This is a genomic window from Dickeya chrysanthemi NCPPB 402 (assembly GCF_000406105.1).
Lineage (GTDB): Bacteria > Pseudomonadota > Gammaproteobacteria > Enterobacterales > Enterobacteriaceae > Dickeya > Dickeya chrysanthemi.
The window spans coordinates 4,476,199-4,494,137 of sequence record NZ_CM001974.1 but is presented as its reverse complement, the minus strand read 5'-3'; the positions used below and the strand labels follow the sequence as shown (position 1 = coordinate 4,494,137).

19 protein-coding genes and 2 pseudogenes are annotated in these 17,939 nt (G+C 55.1%); 10 read left to right on the top strand and 11 right to left on the bottom strand.

From position 1 onward, the window contains the following. Nucleotides 1-466: 466 nt before the first annotated feature. Together DCH402_RS19950 and DCH402_RS23445 are read left to right on the top strand one after the other, a co-directional pair. Nucleotides 467-1,924, top strand: coding sequence for a M16 family metallopeptidase (locus DCH402_RS19950; RefSeq protein ID WP_040003067.1), 1,458 nt, complete (start codon nucleotides 467-469; stop codon nucleotides 1,922-1,924). Between the two features lie 157 nt (nucleotides 1,925-2,081). Further along, nucleotides 2,082-2,165, top strand: a pseudogene (locus DCH402_RS23445) (reverse transcriptase); the annotation flags it as partial. Here DCH402_RS23445 and rhuM read toward each other — a convergent pair. The 5 genes and pseudogenes from rhuM to yhjD form a co-directional block, all read right to left on the bottom strand. Beyond that, nucleotides 2,158-2,805, bottom strand: a pseudogene (gene rhuM, locus DCH402_RS19945) (RhuM family protein); the annotation flags it as partial. The pseudogenes DCH402_RS23445 and rhuM sit on opposite strands and share 8 nt — an antisense overlap. An 18-nt stretch (nucleotides 2,806-2,823) precedes the next feature. Continuing rightward, nucleotides 2,824-3,009: a hypothetical protein gene (locus tag DCH402_RS19940; RefSeq protein WP_040003066.1), complete on the bottom strand. Its 186-nt coding sequence runs from the start codon at nucleotides 3,007-3,009 to the stop codon at nucleotides 2,824-2,826. A gap of 231 nt (nucleotides 3,010-3,240) precedes the next feature. After that, nucleotides 3,241-4,173: a 2-dehydro-3-deoxygluconokinase gene (gene kdgK, locus DCH402_RS19930; protein ID WP_040003063.1), complete on the bottom strand. Its 933-nt coding sequence runs from the start codon at nucleotides 4,171-4,173 to the stop codon at nucleotides 3,241-3,243. A 182-nt stretch (nucleotides 4,174-4,355) separates the two neighbouring features. Next, the gene (locus tag DCH402_RS19925; RefSeq protein ID WP_015848366.1) at nucleotides 4,356-4,559 is read right to left on the bottom strand and encodes a 2-hydroxymuconate tautomerase family protein; all 204 of its coding nucleotides are present in this window, start codon (nucleotides 4,557-4,559) and stop codon (nucleotides 4,356-4,358) included. Nucleotides 4,560-4,590: 31 nt separating this feature from the next. Continuing rightward, a complete protein-coding gene (gene yhjD / locus DCH402_RS19920) occupies nucleotides 4,591-5,577 on the bottom strand; it encodes an inner membrane protein YhjD (RefSeq protein WP_040003061.1) in 987 nt (328 codons plus the stop codon). 181 nt (nucleotides 5,578-5,758) lie between these two features. On the opposite strand from yhjD, the gene DCH402_RS19915 reads away from it, so the two are divergent. Continuing rightward, nucleotides 5,759-6,976 (top strand): MFS transporter, encoded by a 1,218-nt coding sequence (locus tag DCH402_RS19915; protein ID WP_040003060.1) that lies wholly within the window; start codon nucleotides 5,759-5,761, stop codon nucleotides 6,974-6,976. Between the two features lie 58 nt (nucleotides 6,977-7,034). On the opposite strand, the gene DCH402_RS19910 is transcribed toward DCH402_RS19915, so the two are convergent. Both DCH402_RS19910 and DCH402_RS19905 read right to left on the bottom strand, forming a co-directional pair. Beyond that, nucleotides 7,035-7,598 carry a DcrB family lipoprotein gene (locus tag DCH402_RS19910; RefSeq protein ID WP_040003058.1) on the bottom strand — a complete coding sequence of 188 codons (564 nt, stop codon included), beginning with the start codon at nucleotides 7,596-7,598 and terminating at the stop codon, nucleotides 7,035-7,037. A 187-nt stretch (nucleotides 7,599-7,785) separates the two neighbouring features. Continuing rightward, complete coding sequence (locus DCH402_RS19905; RefSeq protein ID WP_015848362.1) at nucleotides 7,786-8,454, bottom strand: 7-cyano-7-deazaguanine/7-aminomethyl-7-deazaguanine transporter; 669 nt, start codon at nucleotides 8,452-8,454, stop codon at nucleotides 7,786-7,788. A 355-nt stretch (nucleotides 8,455-8,809) separates the two neighbouring features. Here DCH402_RS19905 and tusA point away from each other — a divergent pair, with 355 nt between their 5' ends. After that, nucleotides 8,810-9,055, top strand: coding sequence for a sulfurtransferase TusA (tusA, locus tag DCH402_RS19900; protein ID WP_027713535.1), 246 nt, complete (start codon nucleotides 8,810-8,812; stop codon nucleotides 9,053-9,055). A gap of 40 nt (nucleotides 9,056-9,095) precedes the next feature. Here the strand turns inward: tusA and DCH402_RS19895 are convergent, their stop codons facing one another. Further along, nucleotides 9,096-9,725: a lysoplasmalogenase gene (locus DCH402_RS19895; RefSeq protein WP_040003055.1), complete on the bottom strand. Its 630-nt coding sequence runs from the start codon at nucleotides 9,723-9,725 to the stop codon at nucleotides 9,096-9,098. 301 nt (nucleotides 9,726-10,026) lie between these two features. Here DCH402_RS19895 and DCH402_RS19890 point away from each other — a divergent pair, with 301 nt between their 5' ends. After that, nucleotides 10,027-10,353, top strand: a complete 327-nt coding sequence (locus DCH402_RS19890; protein ID WP_040003053.1) for a DUF1820 family protein — start codon at nucleotides 10,027-10,029, stop codon at nucleotides 10,351-10,353. 76 nt (nucleotides 10,354-10,429) lie between these two features. Here the strand turns inward: DCH402_RS19890 and DCH402_RS19885 are convergent, their stop codons facing one another. Both DCH402_RS19885 and rsmD read right to left on the bottom strand, forming a co-directional pair. Continuing rightward, complete coding sequence (locus DCH402_RS19885) at nucleotides 10,430-10,711, bottom strand: DUF1145 family protein (protein ID WP_027713533.1); 282 nt, start codon at nucleotides 10,709-10,711, stop codon at nucleotides 10,430-10,432. Further along, a complete protein-coding gene (gene rsmD / locus DCH402_RS19880; RefSeq protein ID WP_040003051.1) occupies nucleotides 10,701-11,324 on the bottom strand; it encodes a 16S rRNA (guanine(966)-N(2))-methyltransferase in 624 nt (207 codons plus the stop codon). The genes DCH402_RS19885 and rsmD overlap by 11 nt, the downstream gene beginning before the upstream one ends. Before the next feature lie 298 nt (nucleotides 11,325-11,622). Here rsmD and ftsY point away from each other — a divergent pair, with 298 nt between their 5' ends. From ftsY to rpoH, 4 genes are all read left to right on the top strand, one after another. Continuing rightward, nucleotides 11,623-12,981, top strand: coding sequence for a signal recognition particle-docking protein FtsY (gene ftsY / locus DCH402_RS19875; RefSeq protein WP_040003050.1), 1,359 nt, complete (start codon nucleotides 11,623-11,625; stop codon nucleotides 12,979-12,981). Between the two features lie 5 nt (nucleotides 12,982-12,986). Then, nucleotides 12,987-13,655 (top strand): cell division ATP-binding protein FtsE, encoded by a 669-nt coding sequence (gene ftsE / locus DCH402_RS19870; protein ID WP_040003048.1) that lies wholly within the window; start codon nucleotides 12,987-12,989, stop codon nucleotides 13,653-13,655. Next, nucleotides 13,645-14,610, top strand: a complete 966-nt coding sequence (gene ftsX / locus DCH402_RS19865) for a permease-like cell division protein FtsX (protein ID WP_040003047.1) — start codon at nucleotides 13,645-13,647, stop codon at nucleotides 14,608-14,610. The genes ftsE and ftsX overlap by 11 nt, the downstream gene beginning before the upstream one ends. Before the next feature lie 346 nt (nucleotides 14,611-14,956). Then, nucleotides 14,957-15,814, top strand: a complete 858-nt coding sequence (rpoH, locus tag DCH402_RS19860; protein WP_040003046.1) for an RNA polymerase sigma factor RpoH — start codon at nucleotides 14,957-14,959, stop codon at nucleotides 15,812-15,814. 136 nt (nucleotides 15,815-15,950) lie between these two features. On the opposite strand, the gene panM is transcribed toward rpoH, so the two are convergent. After that, nucleotides 15,951-16,370 carry an aspartate 1-decarboxylase autocleavage activator PanM gene (panM, locus tag DCH402_RS19855; protein ID WP_040003044.1) on the bottom strand — a complete coding sequence of 140 codons (420 nt, stop codon included), beginning with the start codon at nucleotides 16,368-16,370 and terminating at the stop codon, nucleotides 15,951-15,953. A gap of 403 nt (nucleotides 16,371-16,773) precedes the next feature. Here panM and DCH402_RS19850 point away from each other — a divergent pair, with 403 nt between their 5' ends. Further along, entirely contained in the window at nucleotides 16,774-17,886 is a 1,113-nt protein-coding gene (locus DCH402_RS19850) for a branched-chain amino acid ABC transporter substrate-binding protein (protein ID WP_040003043.1), read from the top strand. Nucleotides 17,887-17,939: the final 53 nt, after the last annotated feature.

Genomic DNA, 17,939 nt, shown 5'->3' with positions numbered 1-17,939 from the left:
ACTGATTTTCTCCTGCCTTTCTTTACCCACAGTTCGTTTCACGGGCTGTGGGTAATTCTTATCCATTCTGTGCTAGATTTAGACGCCTTTAATTTTTTTACTCTTATTTCACGTTGTTGAGTGACATAGACGAAAGCACGCTGTCTAACGGGATGGTACACTTCGCCTCTCATTTTTTATGGGGCGAATAACACGTGAGGCGTCAGGATTATTTCGCCTGAATTCACAAAAACATACTGTATTTATACCCAAAATAATTCGAGTTGCAGGCAGGCGGCAATCGAGCGACAAATTCGTCGGGAACGAATTTGACCAGCCAAAGGCTGGCCTCTGGTGAGAGACAGGATGTCTCTCATTTCATCCCCAGGAGCTTACATAAGTAAGTGACTGGGGTGAGTGAGGGCAGCCAACGCACCTGCAACTTGAAGTATGAAGGGTATAGTTAGTGATTAAAGTAGGGGTTCACATGCAGGGCACCAAATTTGGCCTTTTTGTTGGTGGAGTGTTGCTGGCGGCGACTGTCGGCAACGTGCAGGCTGAAGCACTACAACCCGATCCCGCCTGGCAACAAGGCAAGCTGGATAACGGCTTTAACTGGCAGCTTCTTGCTACACCCCAGCGCCCCAGCGACCGGATTGAACTACGGTTGATGATTAACACCGGTTCATTGACGGAAAACTCGCAGCAAACGGGGTTTGCCCATTTTATTCCGCGTCTGGCGTTGTTGCCGCGAGACACCTTTTCCGCCGGTCAATTACCGTCGTTGTGGCAGCAATCTGAAAGCGAAACCCGGCCGCTGCCTCCGGCTACGACATCGTATGATTTCACGTCCTATAATCTGAGTTTGCCGAATAACCGGCCTGACCTGCTGAAAGATGCCCTCAACTGGCTGGCGGATACGGCGGGCCAGTTACCGATTGACGATAAGCGCATCGCATCGGCGACGAAAATGATTGATCCGGTGGCGACCGCGCCTTCCAACCCTCAGGACCCGACCTGGCGCTATCGCCTGAAAGGATCGTCGTTGCTGTCGTACGCGCCGGGTCAACCGCTAAAAGCCTCGGCGAATGCGGAACAGCTCAGCAAATATTACAAAACCTGGTACACCCCGGACGTCATGACGCTGTATGTGGTGGGTAATGTCGACAGCCGCGTCATTGCCGAACAGATTGACAAAGCGTTTTCTCCGTTGCAGGGGAAACGCGTCGTCCCGTCGCCGCTGCCGACCTTATCCGCGATGCCATCGGCTCCTATTAGCCTGATGGACAGCAATATGAAGCAGGATATTCTGTCGCTGGTGTGGGATATGCCGTGGCAACCCATTCGTGATTCACAGGCGCTGGCCCGTTACTGGCACAGTGATTTGGCGCGCGAGGCGCTGTTCTGGCATATGCAGCAGGCATTGACTAAAAGCCCGCTGAAAGACACCAATGTCCGTTTCGACTGCAATGTGGTGTATGGTCGTGCTCAGTGCGCCATCCATCTGGATAATGTTACCGGCGAGTCGGCCCAGACAGGGGTGACGTTCCTGAGCAAAGAGCTGCTGGCGTTACGGGATAAAGGGTTGTCTCAGGCCGAGTTTGATACGCTGATGGCGCGTAAGACGGAGGAACTGGGCAAACTGTTCGCCACTTATGCCCGTGCCGGCACCGATATTTTGATGGATCAGCGTCTGCGTTCGCAGAAAAATGGCGTGGTGGATATCGCACCGGAGCAGTATCAGAAACTGCGCCAGAATTACCTGGCCTCCGTCACGCTGGAGATGCTGAATCAGGAGCTGCATCAGCAACTGTCTCAGGAAGCGACGTTGGTGATGTTGCAGCCACAGGGCGAACCCGAAGCCGACATGAAGGCGTTGCGCGAGACCTACATGAGTATCATGAAACCGGATAATAACACCGCTTCTGCGGCACCGGCACAATAGATAGACTGGGTGTGTCCCTTAATTTGACAACCGCTTTAAAATAACCGGATAGCACCCAGTTTACGCATACCAGCGCTGTGGGTCTATCCGCCGCTCAGGCAAAAACTCAACGGTAATCCTGTGCCATCTATTGCCAGATGGATTGAGATTAAGACCTTTGATAATCAGCGAAAAACAACGCAAGCTTGCCACATGGGCAGTTGCCGATCCGCTCCGACGGATTAAACGGTTATTTGTCCTTTATCTACACGGCTGGCGATAAGCTCAGCGGCCGTCATATGCGTGCAGGCATAATGCAACTTGTTTTGGATGGTTTGAAAGAAACGGTTAGTATCCTGGTTGGATGGCTCGTAGTCGGCGGCCATAGTAAAGATTTCTTTCACCCGCAGATAAACACGCCGCTCACTGGCTCGGATATCGCGAATGTGTTCCAGCATTTCATCAAAGTAATCTGGCACAGCGGAATGACCAACGGGCGGATTTTTCAGGCGTTCGTCATCCATGACGAAGCCTTTGATCAAATACTCTTGTAAGGTTTGGGTTGCCCATTGGCGAAACTGAGTGCCACGGCTTGAACGGACTCGATAACCAACTGCTAATACTAATGGCAGGCTAAAGTATTGAACATTGTAGGATTTGCCGTCTGCCGCAGTTGTTCGGTATAACCGAACAACTGAATTTTCGGCCAATTCACCTTCAGTAAATATATTTTTTATATGCTCACTGATGGTCGCTTTCGCTTTGCCATATAACTCAGCTAGCATGGCTTGAGAAAGCCACAACGTATCGGACTCAAAACGACACTCAACGCGGGTTTGACCGTCAGCACTGGTGAAGAGAACAAACTCACCTTGTGGAGCTTGAGGCGTGTTATCTGCCATTTAATCAACCTCTCTGCGTTATTGAGTGGCTCTACTACGCTGTTTCATCATGTCAAAAATCAGTTCAACATAGCTCGCCATTACCTGCGGATCTTTTAGTAGTGTACGGGCGATATCGCCTTCTTTCAGCAATGCCTGCTTAACGGCTTGTGGTAAGTCAGTCGCTTTGAACGCTATCGTCTTATCATGTTTTTCAACCTTCAACCTTCAACCACAATCGGGTTTTCGATATCACGGGTATTCGGTAACACGGGTAATAGTGCCATTGGCAAAGTTACGACGGCCAGGTTTATCGCCCGCATCAATGAGATTTGTTATGCATTGCTTGGTATTAGCGTCATGATTTTGCTATATCCGCATGATGGGCAAATAAAAACGCCGCTTCAGTATGATGCTGAACCGGCGTTTTTTGTTGCGTTAACCGCGTGACGCGTTTCAGGCCGGCATCGCGTCCAGCGGGATGATCGCACCGCGATACTGAATAACGGTGCTGGCGGTGAGGTGGCCGCGTTTGGCGGCATCCTGCGCGCTACCGCCGTTCAGGCGCACCGACAGGTAACCGGCGCTGAATGAATCGCCTGCCGCGGTGGTATCGACGACTTTCTCTTTCGGCAGCGTAATCGCCGGGATTTCCAGCAGCGGCTCACCCTGAATCGACACCAGACAAGCGTCTGCGCCGCGCTTGACAACCACTTCCGTTACGCCTGCGCCGTGGGTACGTTTCAACACCTCGTCTACCGGCATTTCGCCCCACAACATATCTTCGTCGTCCAGCGTCAGGAATGCGATATCGGTGCAGGCCAGCATATCGCTGTATGACTGGCGGGTTTCTTCTTTGCTCTGCCACAGACGCGGGCGGTAATTATTGTCGAAAATCACCTTGCCGCCGTTGGCGCGGCAGGCGCGCAGCACCGCCAGCAGGCGTTCACGGCTGTTCTGGTTGAGGATCGCCAGACTGATGCCGCTCAGGTAGATGTAGTCGAACTTCGCCAGTTGCTGGCTGATGGTTTCGGCATCCGGGCTTTCCAGCCAGTAACGGGCCGCAGCATCGTTACGCCAGTAATAAAACGTACGTTCGCCGGTCGCGTCGGTTTCGATGAAATACAGCCCCGGCAATTTGTTGTCCAGACGCTGGATCAGGTCAGTTTTGACCCCTTCCTGCTGCCAGGAAGCCATCATTTCGCTACTGAAAGAGTCGGTGCCCAGCGCGGTAACATAGTGCACGCCGAGTGCTTCTGGTTTTACCTGACGGGAGATATAGACGGCGGTGTTGAGGGTATCGCCACCAAAACCGCGGCTGAGATCCGCGCCTTTCTGTGACAGTTCAATCATGCACTCGCCAATAATCGCAATGTTCTTCGTCGTCATGACAGCTGACCTGTAAAAAAGAGAAGGTGAACCAAGTGGAAACTAGCGCCAGTCTCAACATTACACGGCAGAGAGTCAATAGTGATGAAACGATGTTTTATTTTTTCATGATATGGATCGGGAAAAGCGATTGTAATCCCGATCCTGTGTACAGCGTGGCGCCTGATGCGTTGTGTTTGCGGTTATGACGCTTGCTGGCGACGTTCGGTAACGCTCTGCCCGCCGATGCCCCAATTGTCGGTTTCCACCTCGTCAATGATGACGACGGTAGTGGCCGGATTTTTCCCCAACGTATCCACCAGTAACTGCGTTACGCCGGCAATCAGTTGTTTCTTTTGTTCGGCGGTGGCGCCGTCTTTGGTGATGCGAATATTGACGAAAGGCATGGTTGCTCCTGTTAATTAGCTCTGGGCCGAGTCAGGCGTCGGGTAGCGACGCCGGTTTAGGTGTCTCGGCTTTTGGGTCCGCCGTGGCGATCCAGGCGGCACAAAACAAGGTCAGGCGTGCAAAAAAGTAGAAAAACGTCATCAGGCCGATCACGGAACCAAACGCGGCGCCGGAAGGCGATGTCGCCAGTTTGGGCAGCGCCACGGTCATGGCGAATTTCAGCGCTTCGAAGCCGATGGCCGCCATCAGCGTGCCGCGCAACAGCGGCGTGCGCCGGGGATTATGGCGCGGCAGTACCCACAGTATCCACAAAAACAGCAGATAGTTGGCGAAAATGGAGATGGACAACGCAATCAGCGTCATGACCGGGCGCAGCCAATCAATGCCGCCCAGACCCAACGCCCGGACGATAGTCGCCTGCGCGCTGCCGGCTACCGAGGTGAGAAACAGCGTGATCACCAGCGCCAGCAGCAGCCCGATCAGCGACAGGAAATCCCACAGGTAGCGCAGATAGAGTTTCTCTTCCTCGTGCGGCTTACGCTCCCACACATCGCGCGACTGAGCGTGAATCGCTTCCCGCAGGTTGCCTATCCAGTTTACGCCGGAATAGAGTGCTATCAGCAAACCGGTCAACCCAACGGTGGTGCGCTGCCGTACCGCGGTATTCACGGTGTTCTTCAGGGTACGGGCGAGGTTCGGGTCGCTGATGCTGTTGACAATACGGTTGATGAGACCGGTCAGCAGGTCAGGGTTGGAAGCCAACACAAACCCTGCCGTGGCGAACGTTACCATGAGAATCGGAATCAGCGACAGAAACGAAAAATAGGTGATGGCTGCGCCGAACTGGTTGCCCATCCGGTCGTTAAACCGCTCTCCTGCGCGGATAAAATGCGCGATAGCCGGTACTGATCTGATGCGATGCAGCCCGCCGGTTAAACGTCCGAAGCGCTGGCTCGGCGCGCCGCATTGCGCGCCCTGTTCGGTCGATGGGGGCGGCGGGTTGGGCTTCACAGGCATGCAATCTCTCCTGAGCGACATTCCTGCTGAGTATAACGCAGGCGAACTGTCGGTAAATGTGTAAAGACGGCCTATCGGCTGATTGATGCTGAAAGACACAAATGTCTTGTTTATACTCGGAATCTTAACATTGTCCGCCGCGTTCGCTTGTCGACGCGACCTGTAAGCGAGCCGATTCGCCATGCCTGTTTCCACACCGTCCGTGCCGCCCAAGCCCTCTCCCGGCGGCTTACGCCTGAACCTGCGCATCCTGTCCGTGGTGATGTTTAACTTTGCCAGCTACCTGAATATCGGGTTGCCGCTGGCGGTATTGCCGGGCTATGTGCATGAGCGCCTTGGGTTCAGTGCATTCTGGGCCGGTCTGGTCATCAGCTTGCAGTATTTTTCTACTCTGATCAGCCGCCCGCGAGCCGGTCGTCATGCCGATGAAAAAGGGCCAAAACAGGTGGTGGTGTTCGGGTTGGCGGGGAGTGTGCTGAGCGGTGTGTTCTATGCACTGGCTGCCTGGAGCGACGGCTCACCGATACTGGCGCTAGCATTGCTGTGTATCGGACGTTTGATTTTGGGCATCGGGCAGAGTTTTGCCGGCACCGGCGCAACGTTGTGGGGCGTCGGTGTGGTTGGGTCGTTACATATTGGCCGGGTGATTTCGTGGAACGGCGTGGCGACCTACGGCGCAATGGCGATTGGCGCTCCGCTGGGGGTGTGGATTTACCATCTCGGCGGTTTGTCGCTGCTGGCGTTGGTCGTCGTGCTGGTGGCCGGTATGGCAATGTTGCTGGCGTTACCTCGCCCGGCAGTGAAGGTAACGCCGGGCAAGAAGCTGCCGTTTCGCGAAGTACTCGGCAAAGTGTGGCTGTACGGCGTGATTCTGTCGCTGGCGTCCGCCGGGTTTGGCGTGATTTCGACGTTTATCACCTTGTTTTACGCCGGCCGCCAGTGGGAGGGCGCCGCGCTGACCCTGAGTGTGTTCAGTTGTGCTTTTGTCGGCACCCGTCTGTTGTTCCCGAATGTCATTAATCGTTTTGGCGGCTTGCGGGTGGCGCTGGCCTGCTTTCTGGTGGAAAGCGCCGGTTTGCTGTTGATATGGCTGGCGTCTCACCCGCTGATGGCGGAAGTGGGCGCCTTTTTCGCCGGCGCCGGGTTTTCGCTGGTGTTTCCGGCGCTGGGCGTGGTGGCGGTCAAGGCGGTGTCCGCGCAGAATCAGGGCAGCGCGCTGGCGACTTATACTATCTTTCTTGATTTGTCGTTGGGTGTGGTTGGGCCGGTCGCCGGCATTATGATGGCCTATACCGATATCAATGCGATTTATCTGGCTGCCGCAGGATTGGCGTTGATAGGGTTATTGCTGACTTTGCGGCTATATCAGCGTGGCGGGCAAGACGTGGCGGCAGGATGAGTGAGTTCCCGCCGTCAGCCGTTATCGGCGCGGCGGGGGGCTCAGGCATTGAATGAAATCAGTTCAGCTTCAGTGTGCTGATGACCTTGCCTGCATCGGCCTGCGCTTGCTGCAGATTGTTCGCCGGCAGCGTGATTTGCAGCGTCAGCAGGCGACTATCCACCTTAGCCAGCACGATAGACGAGAACGCTTTCTGCCCGTCGCTGGTCATCACGCTATCGAGTTGTTGAATCTGATGGCCGTTGATCTCGGCGGTCTTGTTGCCCAGTACCTGAAGGCTGGCGTCGCGTCCGCGTTGTTGCTGTTCCAGCCGTTGACCTAATGCCGGCAGATCCAGCGCCGTATCATCACCGACAATCACGATGATGGCTTTCTGGCCGCTTTGATCGGCATAGACATGCATGTTGTTGTTCTGATTGCCTAATTTTCCGCTTTGATCGCTCAGGCCATCCGGCAGCGTAAAGCTTAATTTACCGGAAAGCAGGGACACATTCTGCGAGGTGGCTTTCTCTGCCGTTGGGTTGGCGGCCGGCGCGTTGGCCTTCTTATCGCTGTTGCCGTCGCAGGCGGCCAGCGTGGCGGCCAGCAGACCAATACCGATATATTTCGCTAAGTTTGGCATGGGTATCCTTTCTTTATCACGAACAAAAACAGAAGTGGCGCTATGGCACCTGATTCGAGACGTAAAAACAAGCGTTTTGTGATTACGATTCCTGTCTTACGCTCGAATCAGGCTGGGGCAGGCAATTTTTCCGGTTATTCCGAAACCCGTTTATGGGCGGGAAAATCCGTTTTGAATAAAAAGCGTATCATGCGGTCTGATCCTGGTACGGCGAGCTTCCCGCCTGGCTCAGACGGCGCAGCAACATATTCAGCAGTACGCCGTACATCGGCAGGAAGAAAATCAGATTAATGGCGATCTTAAAGAAATAATCCACCGTAGCGATTTCCATCCAGTGGGTCGCCATGAATGGGTCCGTGCTGCGATAGAAGGCGATAAAAAAGAACGCGACGGTATCGCTAAGGTTGCCGAGCACGGCGGAAGCGGCCGGAGCCACCCACCAGGCTTTGAGCTGGCGCAGGCGGTTAAAAACATGTACGTCGAGAATCTGGCCCAATACATACGCCATCAGGCTGGCGGCGGCGATACGCGCGACTATCGGGTTCACCTGGCTCAGCGCGCCGAACCCCTGCCATTCACCTTTATAAAACAGCGATGAAACCAGATACGACGCGATCAGCGCCGGCACCATCACGGTCAGGATAATGCGGCGTGCCAGCGGAGCGCCGAAAATGCGTACCGTTAAATCGGACGCCAGAAAGATAAACGGGAAGGTAAAGGCACCCCAGGTGGTATGAAAGCCGAAAAGCGTAATGGGCAGCTGAACCAGATAGTTACTGGAGATAATCACCAGAATATGGAAGAGCGATAACCAGCACAGCGCCGTCAGCCGCTGTTGTGCGGAGAATTGAAACATAGTATGACCTTTTTTTGGTTATTGGGGTGAGGGAACCCAGACAAATTGCCTCGTCATACCCGTCATACTTCAAGTTACAGTTGCTTTGGCCGGCTTGATTCATCCTGGTGGCCGACAGCGGTCAGCGGCCAGATATCCATGCGGCTTGCGCCGTGCTGCAATTCGGGTTATTTCGGGTATATGCGTCTTTTTAACGCTAACGTGTCGGCATCATACCGCGTTGTTGTAGCTTTGCAATGGTTCGCGGACGTATGATTTCATGTGTAATAATTAATCGCCGCCTGACGGCTTGCACCCCCTTGCGGGAAGGGTAAACTACGCCGCACTGCGTTCGACAATCATCATGAGACACTGAATGACCGATATTTTCGCCAATCCGGACCATACGCTGGATGCACAGGGGCTGCGTTGTCCTGAACCGGTAATGATGGTGCGCAAAACCGTGCGCCAGATGGAAACCGGGCAAACGCTGCTGATTATCGCCGATGATCCGGCCACCACCCGTGATATTCCCGGTTTTTGCCGTTATATGGAGCATGAGTTGCTGGCGCAAATGACCGAGCGACCGCCGTATCGCTACCTGCTGCGCAAAGGGGCGTAGCAATCCGGGAGCGCCTTGCGAACTTGTGGGGCTATCGGCGTCAGACGTAAAGCGAGCGGACTATCAGAAAATGACCGCCAAAGTAACAGATAGCCATCAATGCCTGATACGCGCGAAAGTTAACGCGAAAGTGGTTTACCAGCCAGATAGCGTGACCGATAAATAACAGCAGCGCGCCTGCCAGTAACGAGAAGTTGGCGGCGTTGCCCAGTGCAAAATAGTGATCCCCTGCCACCCATGCCATAAAGGCAGTCACCAGCACCAACGCCGTGACCGTCAGGCGCTCGGCTTTTAGCCGTGACCACAACAGCGCGAGCAGCAGCGCCGACAGAAGAACCAGTGCCAGCGGCAGCGGCCAGAAGAACCCCAGCGAAGGCTGTGAGACGAAAAAACTGACGGTGTAAAGCACGTGTGCGGCCAAATAAGCCGCCAGTGCAAACCGCAGCCGATCGCCGGAGAGCTGTAACAGCGCGTCGCCGACCAGCGTGGTCGCCAGCCCCAAGACCACCAGATAGCCGGGGATGCCGAGCTGAGGCGTTTGCCAGACCATCAGCATCATCAATAGCAGGGTGACGGGTTTAAACAACCAGCGTTGCCAGACCGGGCCGCGATAACTGGCGTCGACATACAACCAACCGGAAAAAAAGACGGCAATAAAAGACCAGAGCATAGCGTGTCCTTCAAGGTGATGAATCCAGAGTGATGAATCGAGCGCCGTTCCGGCGTATGGCGGACAACCTGCGCCCTGATGGCCGGGATTGTCGCCCCGCCAGCGCGTTTAACGGCCTGTGTCGATTATGCCTGGCGGGACTGGTTCTCAGTATAGGCAAATCCTGAGTTTGAGGTCGGCGTGATGTGTGATACCGGCCGGCTTGCCGGTGGAGAGGCGGCGGGCTTCATGCTATGTTAGCGGCCAGTTTTTGTGACGAAATGATGATGCCTGACAACTTGTCGGGGGAGACGAACTTTTAATGAGCAATGAACCCTTACTTTATCGTATCCAGTTCATTAATAACGGTAAGAACTATCAGCTGTATGTGCGTGAGCTGGTGCAGAGCAATCTGTTCGGATTTATTGAAATTGCCGATTTCGTTTTCGACAACCAATCAGCGGTACTGGTTGATCCCACCACGGAGAAGCTGAAAACGGAGTTTGCCGGCGTTGGCCGCAGCTATATTCCACTGCAGGCCGTTATCCGCATTGATGCGGTCACCGAACGTGATCGCGATAGCGCCCGTATTTCAGAACTGGGCGATAACGTCACCCATTTTCCCTATCTGCCGGGTAAAAAAAACTAGCTGCCGGGTAAAAAAACCTAGGCTATCCGGTGGCGCCTGCCGCGCCGCCGTTTCCCTGCCGATGAACGGTTTTCCGCTAGCGTTTTTTACGCGGCGGCACCGGTTGTTTTCGCTGCCAGTCCAGTAATTCGAACACCCCGAACAGAAAGATGCGCAATTGCAGTAGCCCGCTGAGCGGCGGCGCGTCTTTGGGCTGGCTGGCTTTCAGCAGCAGAAATTGCACGCCGTGCATCAACAGCATGAATCCCATCGCCAGCACCATGAAAATGTTCAGCGGGCGGGGAAAAGGATGAATCAGGTTCAGAATCAAGAACCCCCATATGCCCAGCATCAGCAGTCGGCCAAGATTAATCCAAATGCTCATCGTTGCCTCCGGGAGTCGCATCAGACGCATGACGGATATAAAGACGGTAGGACACCTGACCGGCGGTTTTCTCGCGGTGCAGCGTCCAGGTAGGCGGAATAGCCAACATACGGTTTTCCGCCTCGGTTTCGATATAAATCCAGGCTTCCGCCGCCAGCCAATTGCCGTCTTCCAGCAACCGCAGCGTGTCATCCAACAGGCCGCGGCGAAACGGCGGGTCGAGAAACACCACGTCGAAAGGGAGAGGGGACGCCGGCTTAGCCAGCCATTGCAGCGTATCGGTATTCACCACGTCGGCATTATCGGCACGCAGCAGCGACAGATTCTGCGCGAGTTGGCGCGCCACATTGCGTTCGGCTTCCAGTAGCGTGGCGTGAGCGGCCGAGCGTGACAGCGCCTCCAGACCCAGCGCGCCGCTGCCGGCAAAACAGTCCAGACAGCGCGACTGCTGAATGACCGGAGCGAGCCAGTTGAACAGGGTTTCGCGGACGCGGTCGGTGGTGGGGCGTAAGCCGGGGCTGTCCGGCACGGGGAGTTTTCTGCCGCGCCACTGACCGCCGATAATGCGGATTTGACCGGGCGCGGATGTCGCTTGATGTTTTGCCATAACCTGTATTTTGCTGAAATGGGGCACCGACGGCGGCCCGCCGGATTTTATGAGGCGTTATTCTAACGGCGGCGGCCGGTGTAGCAAATGTAAAGATGCAGTTAATGGGAGGCGACGCGGAAAAATCCGTCAAATTCGGGGATTTGTCTGGTGTTTGACACACCTGGTTACGGAGATTGTCACTCTACCCGGGGGAGCGGCGCGTGTTGCTGGCGGCGGGAAAGTGTTAAACTCATTGTTTTATTGACTGCATTGGTTATTGATCAGCCGCACTGGGTGGCAGGAGCGCAATTACACGATGGCGAAAGAGAAAAAGCGCGGATTTTTTTCCTGGCTGGGGTTAGGGCGTCAGGACGAAGAGAAAACCGAACAATCGCAACCGGTGCCGGAAGCGACGCAAACGGCGGATGAAGCAACGCCCGCGGCTCCGGAATCGGCACAGAAGATAGACGACGTCGCGCCGGAACAATCGGTACAGGGCGGTGCGCCGGCTGAAACCGCGGAAACGACGTCGCCCGAATCACAACCGGCTGAGGCCGCGGTACCGGTCGATCTACCGGAAACACCGGTGCAGGTGGCCGAGGCCGTGCCGGAAACGGCGTTCGCCCCCGTCACTGAATCGCAAGCGGATACTGGAACGTCGGACACCGACGCGGACGATGATGTCGAGTCCGAGCCTGTAGCCGCGGGTGTTCCGGCTGCGCCGGTGGTGTCGCAGGAGCAGGAGCGCCCGACCAAAGAAGGCTTTTTCGCCCGCCTCAAGCGCAGCCTCATAAAAACCCGCCAGAATCTGGGTTCTGGGTTTGTCGGTCTGTTTCGCGGCAAGAAAATCGACGACGATCTGTTTGACGAGCTGGAAGAACAGTTGCTGATCGCCGACGTTGGCGTCGAAACTACCCGGAAAATTATCGCCCGATTGACCGAACATGCCAGCCGCAAACAACTGAAAGACGCCGAAGCGCTGATCGCGTTGCTGAAGGCGGAAATGAGCGACATTCTGGCGAAAGTGGACGCGCCGCTGGCTATCGACAGTAAAACGCCGTTCGTCATTCTGATGATCGGCGTCAACGGGGTGGGGAAAACCACCACCATCGGCAAACTGGCGCGTCAGTATCAGGCGCAAGGTAAATCGGTGATGCTGGCGGCGGGCGACACGTTCCGTGCGGCGGCGGTAGAGCAGTTGCAGGTATGGGGCCAGCGCAACAATGTGCCGGTGGTGGCGCAGCACACCGGCGCGGATTCCGCCTCGGTCATTTTTGATGCGTTGCAGGCCGCCAAAGCGCGTGGCATCGACGTGCTGATTGCCGATACCGCGGGGCGTCTGCAAAACAAAGCGCACCTGATGGAAGAACTGAAGAAGATTGTGCGCGTCATGAAGAAGCTGGATGAAGACGCGCCGCATGAAGTGATGTTGACGCTGGATGCCAGCACCGGTCAAAACGCGGTTAGCCAGGCCAAACTGTTTAATGAAGCGGTCGGGTTGAGCGGCATCACGTTGACTAAACTGGACGGCACCGCCAAGGGCGGCGTGATCTTCGCCATCGCCGATCAGTTCGGCATTCCCATCCGCTACATTGGGGTGGGGGAAAGTATCGATGATTTGAGGCCGTTCAAGGCGGATGATTTTATTGAAGCCTTGTTCGCCCGTGAGGATTAAAACGGATGATTCGGTTTGAGCAGGTCAGCAAAGCCTATCTCGGCGGTCGCCAGGCGTTGCAGGGGGTGGATTTTCATATCCGCCCGGCCGAGATGGTCTTTCTGACTGGTCACTCTGGCGCAGGGAAAAGTACCCTGCTGAAGCTGATTTGCGGGATTGAACGCCCGAGCGCGGGCCACATCCTGTTTGGCGGTCACGATATCAGTCGCCTGAAGAAACGCGAGGTACCGTTTCTGCGTCGGCAGATCGGCATGATCTTTCAGGATCATCATTTGCTGATGGATCGCACGGTGTATGAAAACGTCGCCATGCCGCTGATTATCTCCGGTGCCAGTGCCGAGGATATCCGCCGCCGCGTGTCGGCGGCGCTGGATAAAGTCGGGTTACTCGACAAGGCGCGCAGCTACCCGATTCAGCTCTCCGGCGGTGAGCAGCAACGTGTGGGCATTGCCCGGGCGGTGGTGAACAAACCGGCGGTATTGCTGGCGGACGAGCCGACCGGCAATTTGGATGATGCGTTGTCCGAAGGCATTCTGCGCCTGTTTGAGGAGTTTAATCGCGTGGGCGTTACGGTGTTGATGGCGACGCACGACACCGGGCTTATCGCCCGCCGCCATTATCGAGTGCTGACGTTATCGCAAGGGCGCATGCTGGGAGGTCACGATGGCGAGTAATTCCCGTGCGCAGCGGCCCGGTAGCAAAACTCGGGCTCTGCAAGGCGGCTGGCAGGAACAGTGGCGTTATGCCTGGGCCAATACGCTGCGCGACATGTTGCGTCAACCGCTGGCGACGTTGTTGACCATCATGGTGATTGCCATCTCGCTGACGTTGCCGAGCATCTGTTATCTGGTGTGGAAAAACGTCAGTCAGGCGGCGTCGCAGTGGTATCCCACGCCGCAACTGACGGTATATCTGGACAAATCGCTGGATGATAACGCCGCCGAAGCGGTGATTGGCAAAATCAAGGCGGAAGAGGGGGTGGATAAGGTGAACTATCTGTCCCGCAGCGAGGCGATGGGGGAATTCCGCAACTGGTCTGGTTTCGGCGGTGCGCTGGATATGCTGGAGGAAAATCCGCTGCCGGCGGTGGCGGTCGTCTCACCGAAGCTGGGTTTTCAAAATAACCAGACGCTCAATACGCTGCGTGATCGCATCGCCGCGATTCAGGGGGTGAGCGAGGTACGCATGGACGATAGCTGGTTCTCTCGTCTGGTGGCGTTGACCGGGCTGGTGGGCCAGATAGCGGCGACGATCGGTATTCTGATGGTGGTCGCGGTATTTTTGGTGATCGGCAACAGTGTGCGACTCAGTATTTTCAGCCGTCGCGAAACCATCAATGTGATGAAGCTGATTGGCGCGACGGACGGTTTCATTCTGCGGCCCTTCCTGCATGGCGGCGCGTTGCTCGGCTTTTGCGGCGCGGTGCTGTCGTTGATCCTGTCGCAAGCGCTGGTCTGGAAACTGGCGGGCGCGGCGGCACAGGTGGCGGCGGTATTCGGCACCACTTTTACGGTGCGTGGGCTGAGCTGGGACGAAGCGCTATTGCTGGTTCTGATTGCCGCGATGATTGGCTGGCTGGCCGCCTGGCTGGCGACGGTACAACATTTACGCCGTTTTACACCGGAATAGTCTGTATCACCGTCCGGTACCGACGTTTTCTGGTATACTTTTCCCTCGTGTCGGCTGGCGACTTCGGGGGAAGCGTATTGCTGATATTGTGATTGCCAATGCCTTCAACGCTCGCTTTCCTCGTATATTTCGTCACACCACTGCACCTGTTCTTCACCATCTTGATATGAAAAATAAGATGGTTAAAAATAGTGGAACTTGTGCAGTCCGTCACACTCTAAACCGGTGCTGGCTCCTAAACCCTGTTTAGGCACAGATTGAATTTTTAGGCACAGAATGTGCAACAAATACCGGTATGCTATCCGATGATGTGCAACGTTATGAATGGTAGATTGAGAGGGGTGGAATGACCAAAGATATGCAAACTTTCGCCTTAGTTCCCCAAGGCAGTCTGGAAGGGTACATCCGTGCCGCCAATGCCTATCCGATGCTGACGGCGGAGGAAGAGCGGGCGCTGGCCGAACGGCTGCATTATCACGGGGATCTGGACGCCGCCAAGCAGCTGATTCTTTCGCATCTGCGTTTTGTTATTCATGTTGCCCGTAATTATTCGGGGTATGGCTTGCCGCAGGCGGATTTGATTCAGGAAGGCAATATCGGCCTGATGAAAGCCGTGCGCCGCTTTAACCCTGATGTCGGCGTTCGTCTGGTGTCGTTTGCCGTACACTGGATTAAAGCTGAAATCCACGAGTACGTACTGCGCAACTGGCGTATCGTGAAGGTAGCGACGACGAAAGCGCAGCGTAAACTGTTCTTCAACTTGCGTAAGACTAAACAGCGCCTTGGCTGGTTTAATCAGGACGAAGTGGAAATGGTGGCGCGTGAGCTGGGTGTGACCAGCAAAGATGTCCGTGAAATGGAATCCCGTATGGCGGCGCAGGATATGACGTTTGATCCGTCGCCGGAAGATGACGCGCAGCCGGGTCAACCGATGGCGCCGATGCTCTATCTGCAGGATAAGTCTTCCGACTTTGCCGATGGCATTGAAGAGGACAACTGGGAAACCCACGCCGCGGATAAACTGGCCTATGCGCTGGAAGGGCTGGACGAACGCAGCCAGCATATTATCCGTGCTCGCTGGCTGGATGATGACAATAAGTCTACGTTGCAGGAACTTGCGGATCATTACGGTGTGTCTGCCGAGCGTGTGCGCCAGCTAGAGAAGAACGCTATGAAGAAATTGCGTGCGGCTATCGAGGCGTAATGCCGGCCGGATTTACCACGTGATTTAACCTGAACGATGAACGACCGGGACAGCCACAAGCCGCCCGGTCGTTCTGTTTTATACCCCAGGTTTGTATCGCCACGTCCTGGGGCATGCCACTACTTTCCTTCTTTGCTTATTTCCCTTCCTGATTAACGATATATTCCCAGCCGCCGGACACCGGGTAAAAACCGCAGGATTGCATAAACTTATCCATTACGGCTTCGCTGACCAAGGCATGGTCGGCGGCGTCCAGCCACCACTCTTTCACATCGGGGCAGGCACGCAGCACTTCTTCCAGCAAATATTTGCCGACGCCATGCCGCCGGGTGGAGGTTCTGACTTGCAGGTCGGTTAACTCTGCGCTGTCGCTGTTACTGTCGATTTCGACAATCACCCCTGCCAGCAGATGGCCGTTAAAGCGGGCGACAAACAGGCGGTGATCATGGTTCAGGTCACGCTCCAGTGCGTCGAAATTCTGGTGGGGCCAAATGAAAGCCAGATCGTGCCTGTCCTGTTCGTTAATTGTTGTGAGGCGTTCAACCGAGAGTCTCATACGCGGGTACTCCTGTTGATTCTTAAGAATATTGTAGTGATCTTGTAGAAAAAGGGTTGTGTAACTTTTTCTGTACGGTTAACAGCGAAAAAGGTTTCTCTGTCATTAATTTTTCGAGTAATTAATTATTCTTTGGTGTTAAAACCAGCATAACTGACTATTTATGAAGCAAAAATCAAATTTTAAAGATGGTATTTTATGCTGTTTACGCCGTGTTTTACTGAGAATTACAGTTGATTTACAGCATAAAACTCCTGTTTAATATTATGAATAATAAAGCCTTATTACAAACTATTGCTTATAGTAGAGTCTAAATCGTTATTCCGTATGAAAAAGTGCGAACAATAACGGCTAACGACAATAATTATAGCAATATCTAAAAATGACAGATGGGGTAAAACGGATGAAATTAAGCAAAGGTAACGCATTACTGATGGGGTGCCTGGTTGCAGCAATGGGCCACGCGGCGAATGCGGCGGATATCAAAGTGGCGATCGTCGGTGCGATGTCCGGCCCGGTAGCGCAGTACGGCGACATGGAGTTTACCGGTGCGCGTCAGGCCATCGCCGACATTAACGCCAAAGGCGGCGTTAACGGTAACAAACTGGTGGGTGTGGAATTCGATGACGCGTGCGACCCGAAACAGGCCGTTGCCGTCGCCAACAAGGTGATTAACGAAGGTATTCACTATGTGATTGGTCACCTGTGCTCGTCGTCCACTCAGCCTGCATCCGACATTTACGAAGATGAAGGCGTGCTGATGATTACACCGGCAGCCACCGCGCCTGACCTGACCACCCGCGGCTACAAACTGATTATGCGCACCACCGGTCTGGATTCCGATCAGGGCCCGACCGCGGCGAAATATATTCTGGAGCACGTTAAACCGCAGCGTATCGCCGTGGTGCACGACAAGCAGCAGTATGGCGAAGGGCTGGCTCGCGCCGTGCAGGATAGCCTGAAAAAAGCCAATGCGAATGTGGTGTTGTTCGAAGGGGTAACCGCCGGGGATAAAGACTTCTCCACGCTGGTGGCGCGCTTGAAGAAAGAGAACGTCGATTTCGTCTACTTTGGCGGCTACTACCCGGAAATGGGGCAGATTCTGCGTCAGGCGCGCGCAGCCGGCCTGACCACCAAGTTCATGGGACCGGAAGGCGTGGGTAACTCGTCGCTGTCCAACATCGCGGGCGCGGCGTCTGAAGGTATGCTGGTGACGCTGCCGAAGCGTTATGACCAGGTGCCGACCAACCAACCGATCGTCGATGCGCTGAAAGCCAGGAAACTGGACCCGACCGGCCCATTCGTATGGACGACCTACGCCGCGTTGCAGTCGCTCACTACCGCGATGCAGCGTACCGGCAGCACCGAGCCGGCCAAACTGGCGGCCGACCTGAAAGCCAAGTCGGCGGATACGGTAATGGGCCCGCTGAGCTGGGACGAAAAAGGCGACCTGAAAGGGTTTGAATTTGGCGTATTCGAGTGGCACGCAGACGGTACTTCTTCTTCTGCGAAGTAATTGACCGTACCCGTATTACTCCCAATACCGATGCCCCCTCAGCCGTCAGGCTG

Bases quoted from the DNA above. Each gene is read 5' to 3' on its own strand.
- DCH402_RS19950 (WP_040003067.1), top strand. From the start codon at position 467: ATGCAGGGCACCAAATTTGGCCTTTTTGTTGGTGGAGTGTTGCTGGCG.
- kdgK (WP_040003063.1), bottom strand. From the start codon at position 4,173: ATGACGACGAAGAACATTGCGATTATTGGCGAGTGCATGATTGAACTG.
- DCH402_RS19925 (WP_015848366.1), bottom strand. From the start codon at position 4,559: ATGCCTTTCGTCAATATTCGCATCACCAAAGACGGCGCCACCGCCGAA.
- yhjD (WP_040003061.1), bottom strand. From the start codon at position 5,577: ATGCCTGTGAAGCCCAACCCGCCGCCCCCATCGACCGAACAGGGCGCG.
- DCH402_RS19915 (WP_040003060.1), top strand. From the start codon at position 5,759: ATGCCTGTTTCCACACCGTCCGTGCCGCCCAAGCCCTCTCCCGGCGGC.
- DCH402_RS19910 (WP_040003058.1), bottom strand. From the start codon at position 7,598: ATGCCAAACTTAGCGAAATATATCGGTATTGGTCTGCTGGCCGCCACG.
- DCH402_RS19905 (WP_015848362.1), bottom strand. From the start codon at position 8,454: ATGTTTCAATTCTCCGCACAACAGCGGCTGACGGCGCTGTGCTGGTTA.
- tusA (WP_027713535.1), top strand. From the start codon at position 8,810: ATGACCGATATTTTCGCCAATCCGGACCATACGCTGGATGCACAGGGG.
- DCH402_RS19895 (WP_040003055.1), bottom strand. From the start codon at position 9,725: ATGCTCTGGTCTTTTATTGCCGTCTTTTTTTCCGGTTGGTTGTATGTC.
- DCH402_RS19890 (WP_040003053.1), top strand. From the start codon at position 10,027: ATGAGCAATGAACCCTTACTTTATCGTATCCAGTTCATTAATAACGGT.
- rsmD (WP_040003051.1), bottom strand. From the start codon at position 11,324: ATGGCAAAACATCAAGCGACATCCGCGCCCGGTCAAATCCGCATTATC.
- ftsY (WP_040003050.1), top strand. From the start codon at position 11,623: ATGGCGAAAGAGAAAAAGCGCGGATTTTTTTCCTGGCTGGGGTTAGGG.
- ftsE (WP_040003048.1), top strand. From the start codon at position 12,987: ATGATTCGGTTTGAGCAGGTCAGCAAAGCCTATCTCGGCGGTCGCCAG.
- ftsX (WP_040003047.1), top strand. From the start codon at position 13,645: ATGGCGAGTAATTCCCGTGCGCAGCGGCCCGGTAGCAAAACTCGGGCT.
- rpoH (WP_040003046.1), top strand. From the start codon at position 14,957: ATGACCAAAGATATGCAAACTTTCGCCTTAGTTCCCCAAGGCAGTCTG.
- panM (WP_040003044.1), bottom strand. From the start codon at position 16,370: ATGAGACTCTCGGTTGAACGCCTCACAACAATTAACGAACAGGACAGG.
- DCH402_RS19850 (WP_040003043.1), top strand. From the start codon at position 16,774: ATGAAATTAAGCAAAGGTAACGCATTACTGATGGGGTGCCTGGTTGCA.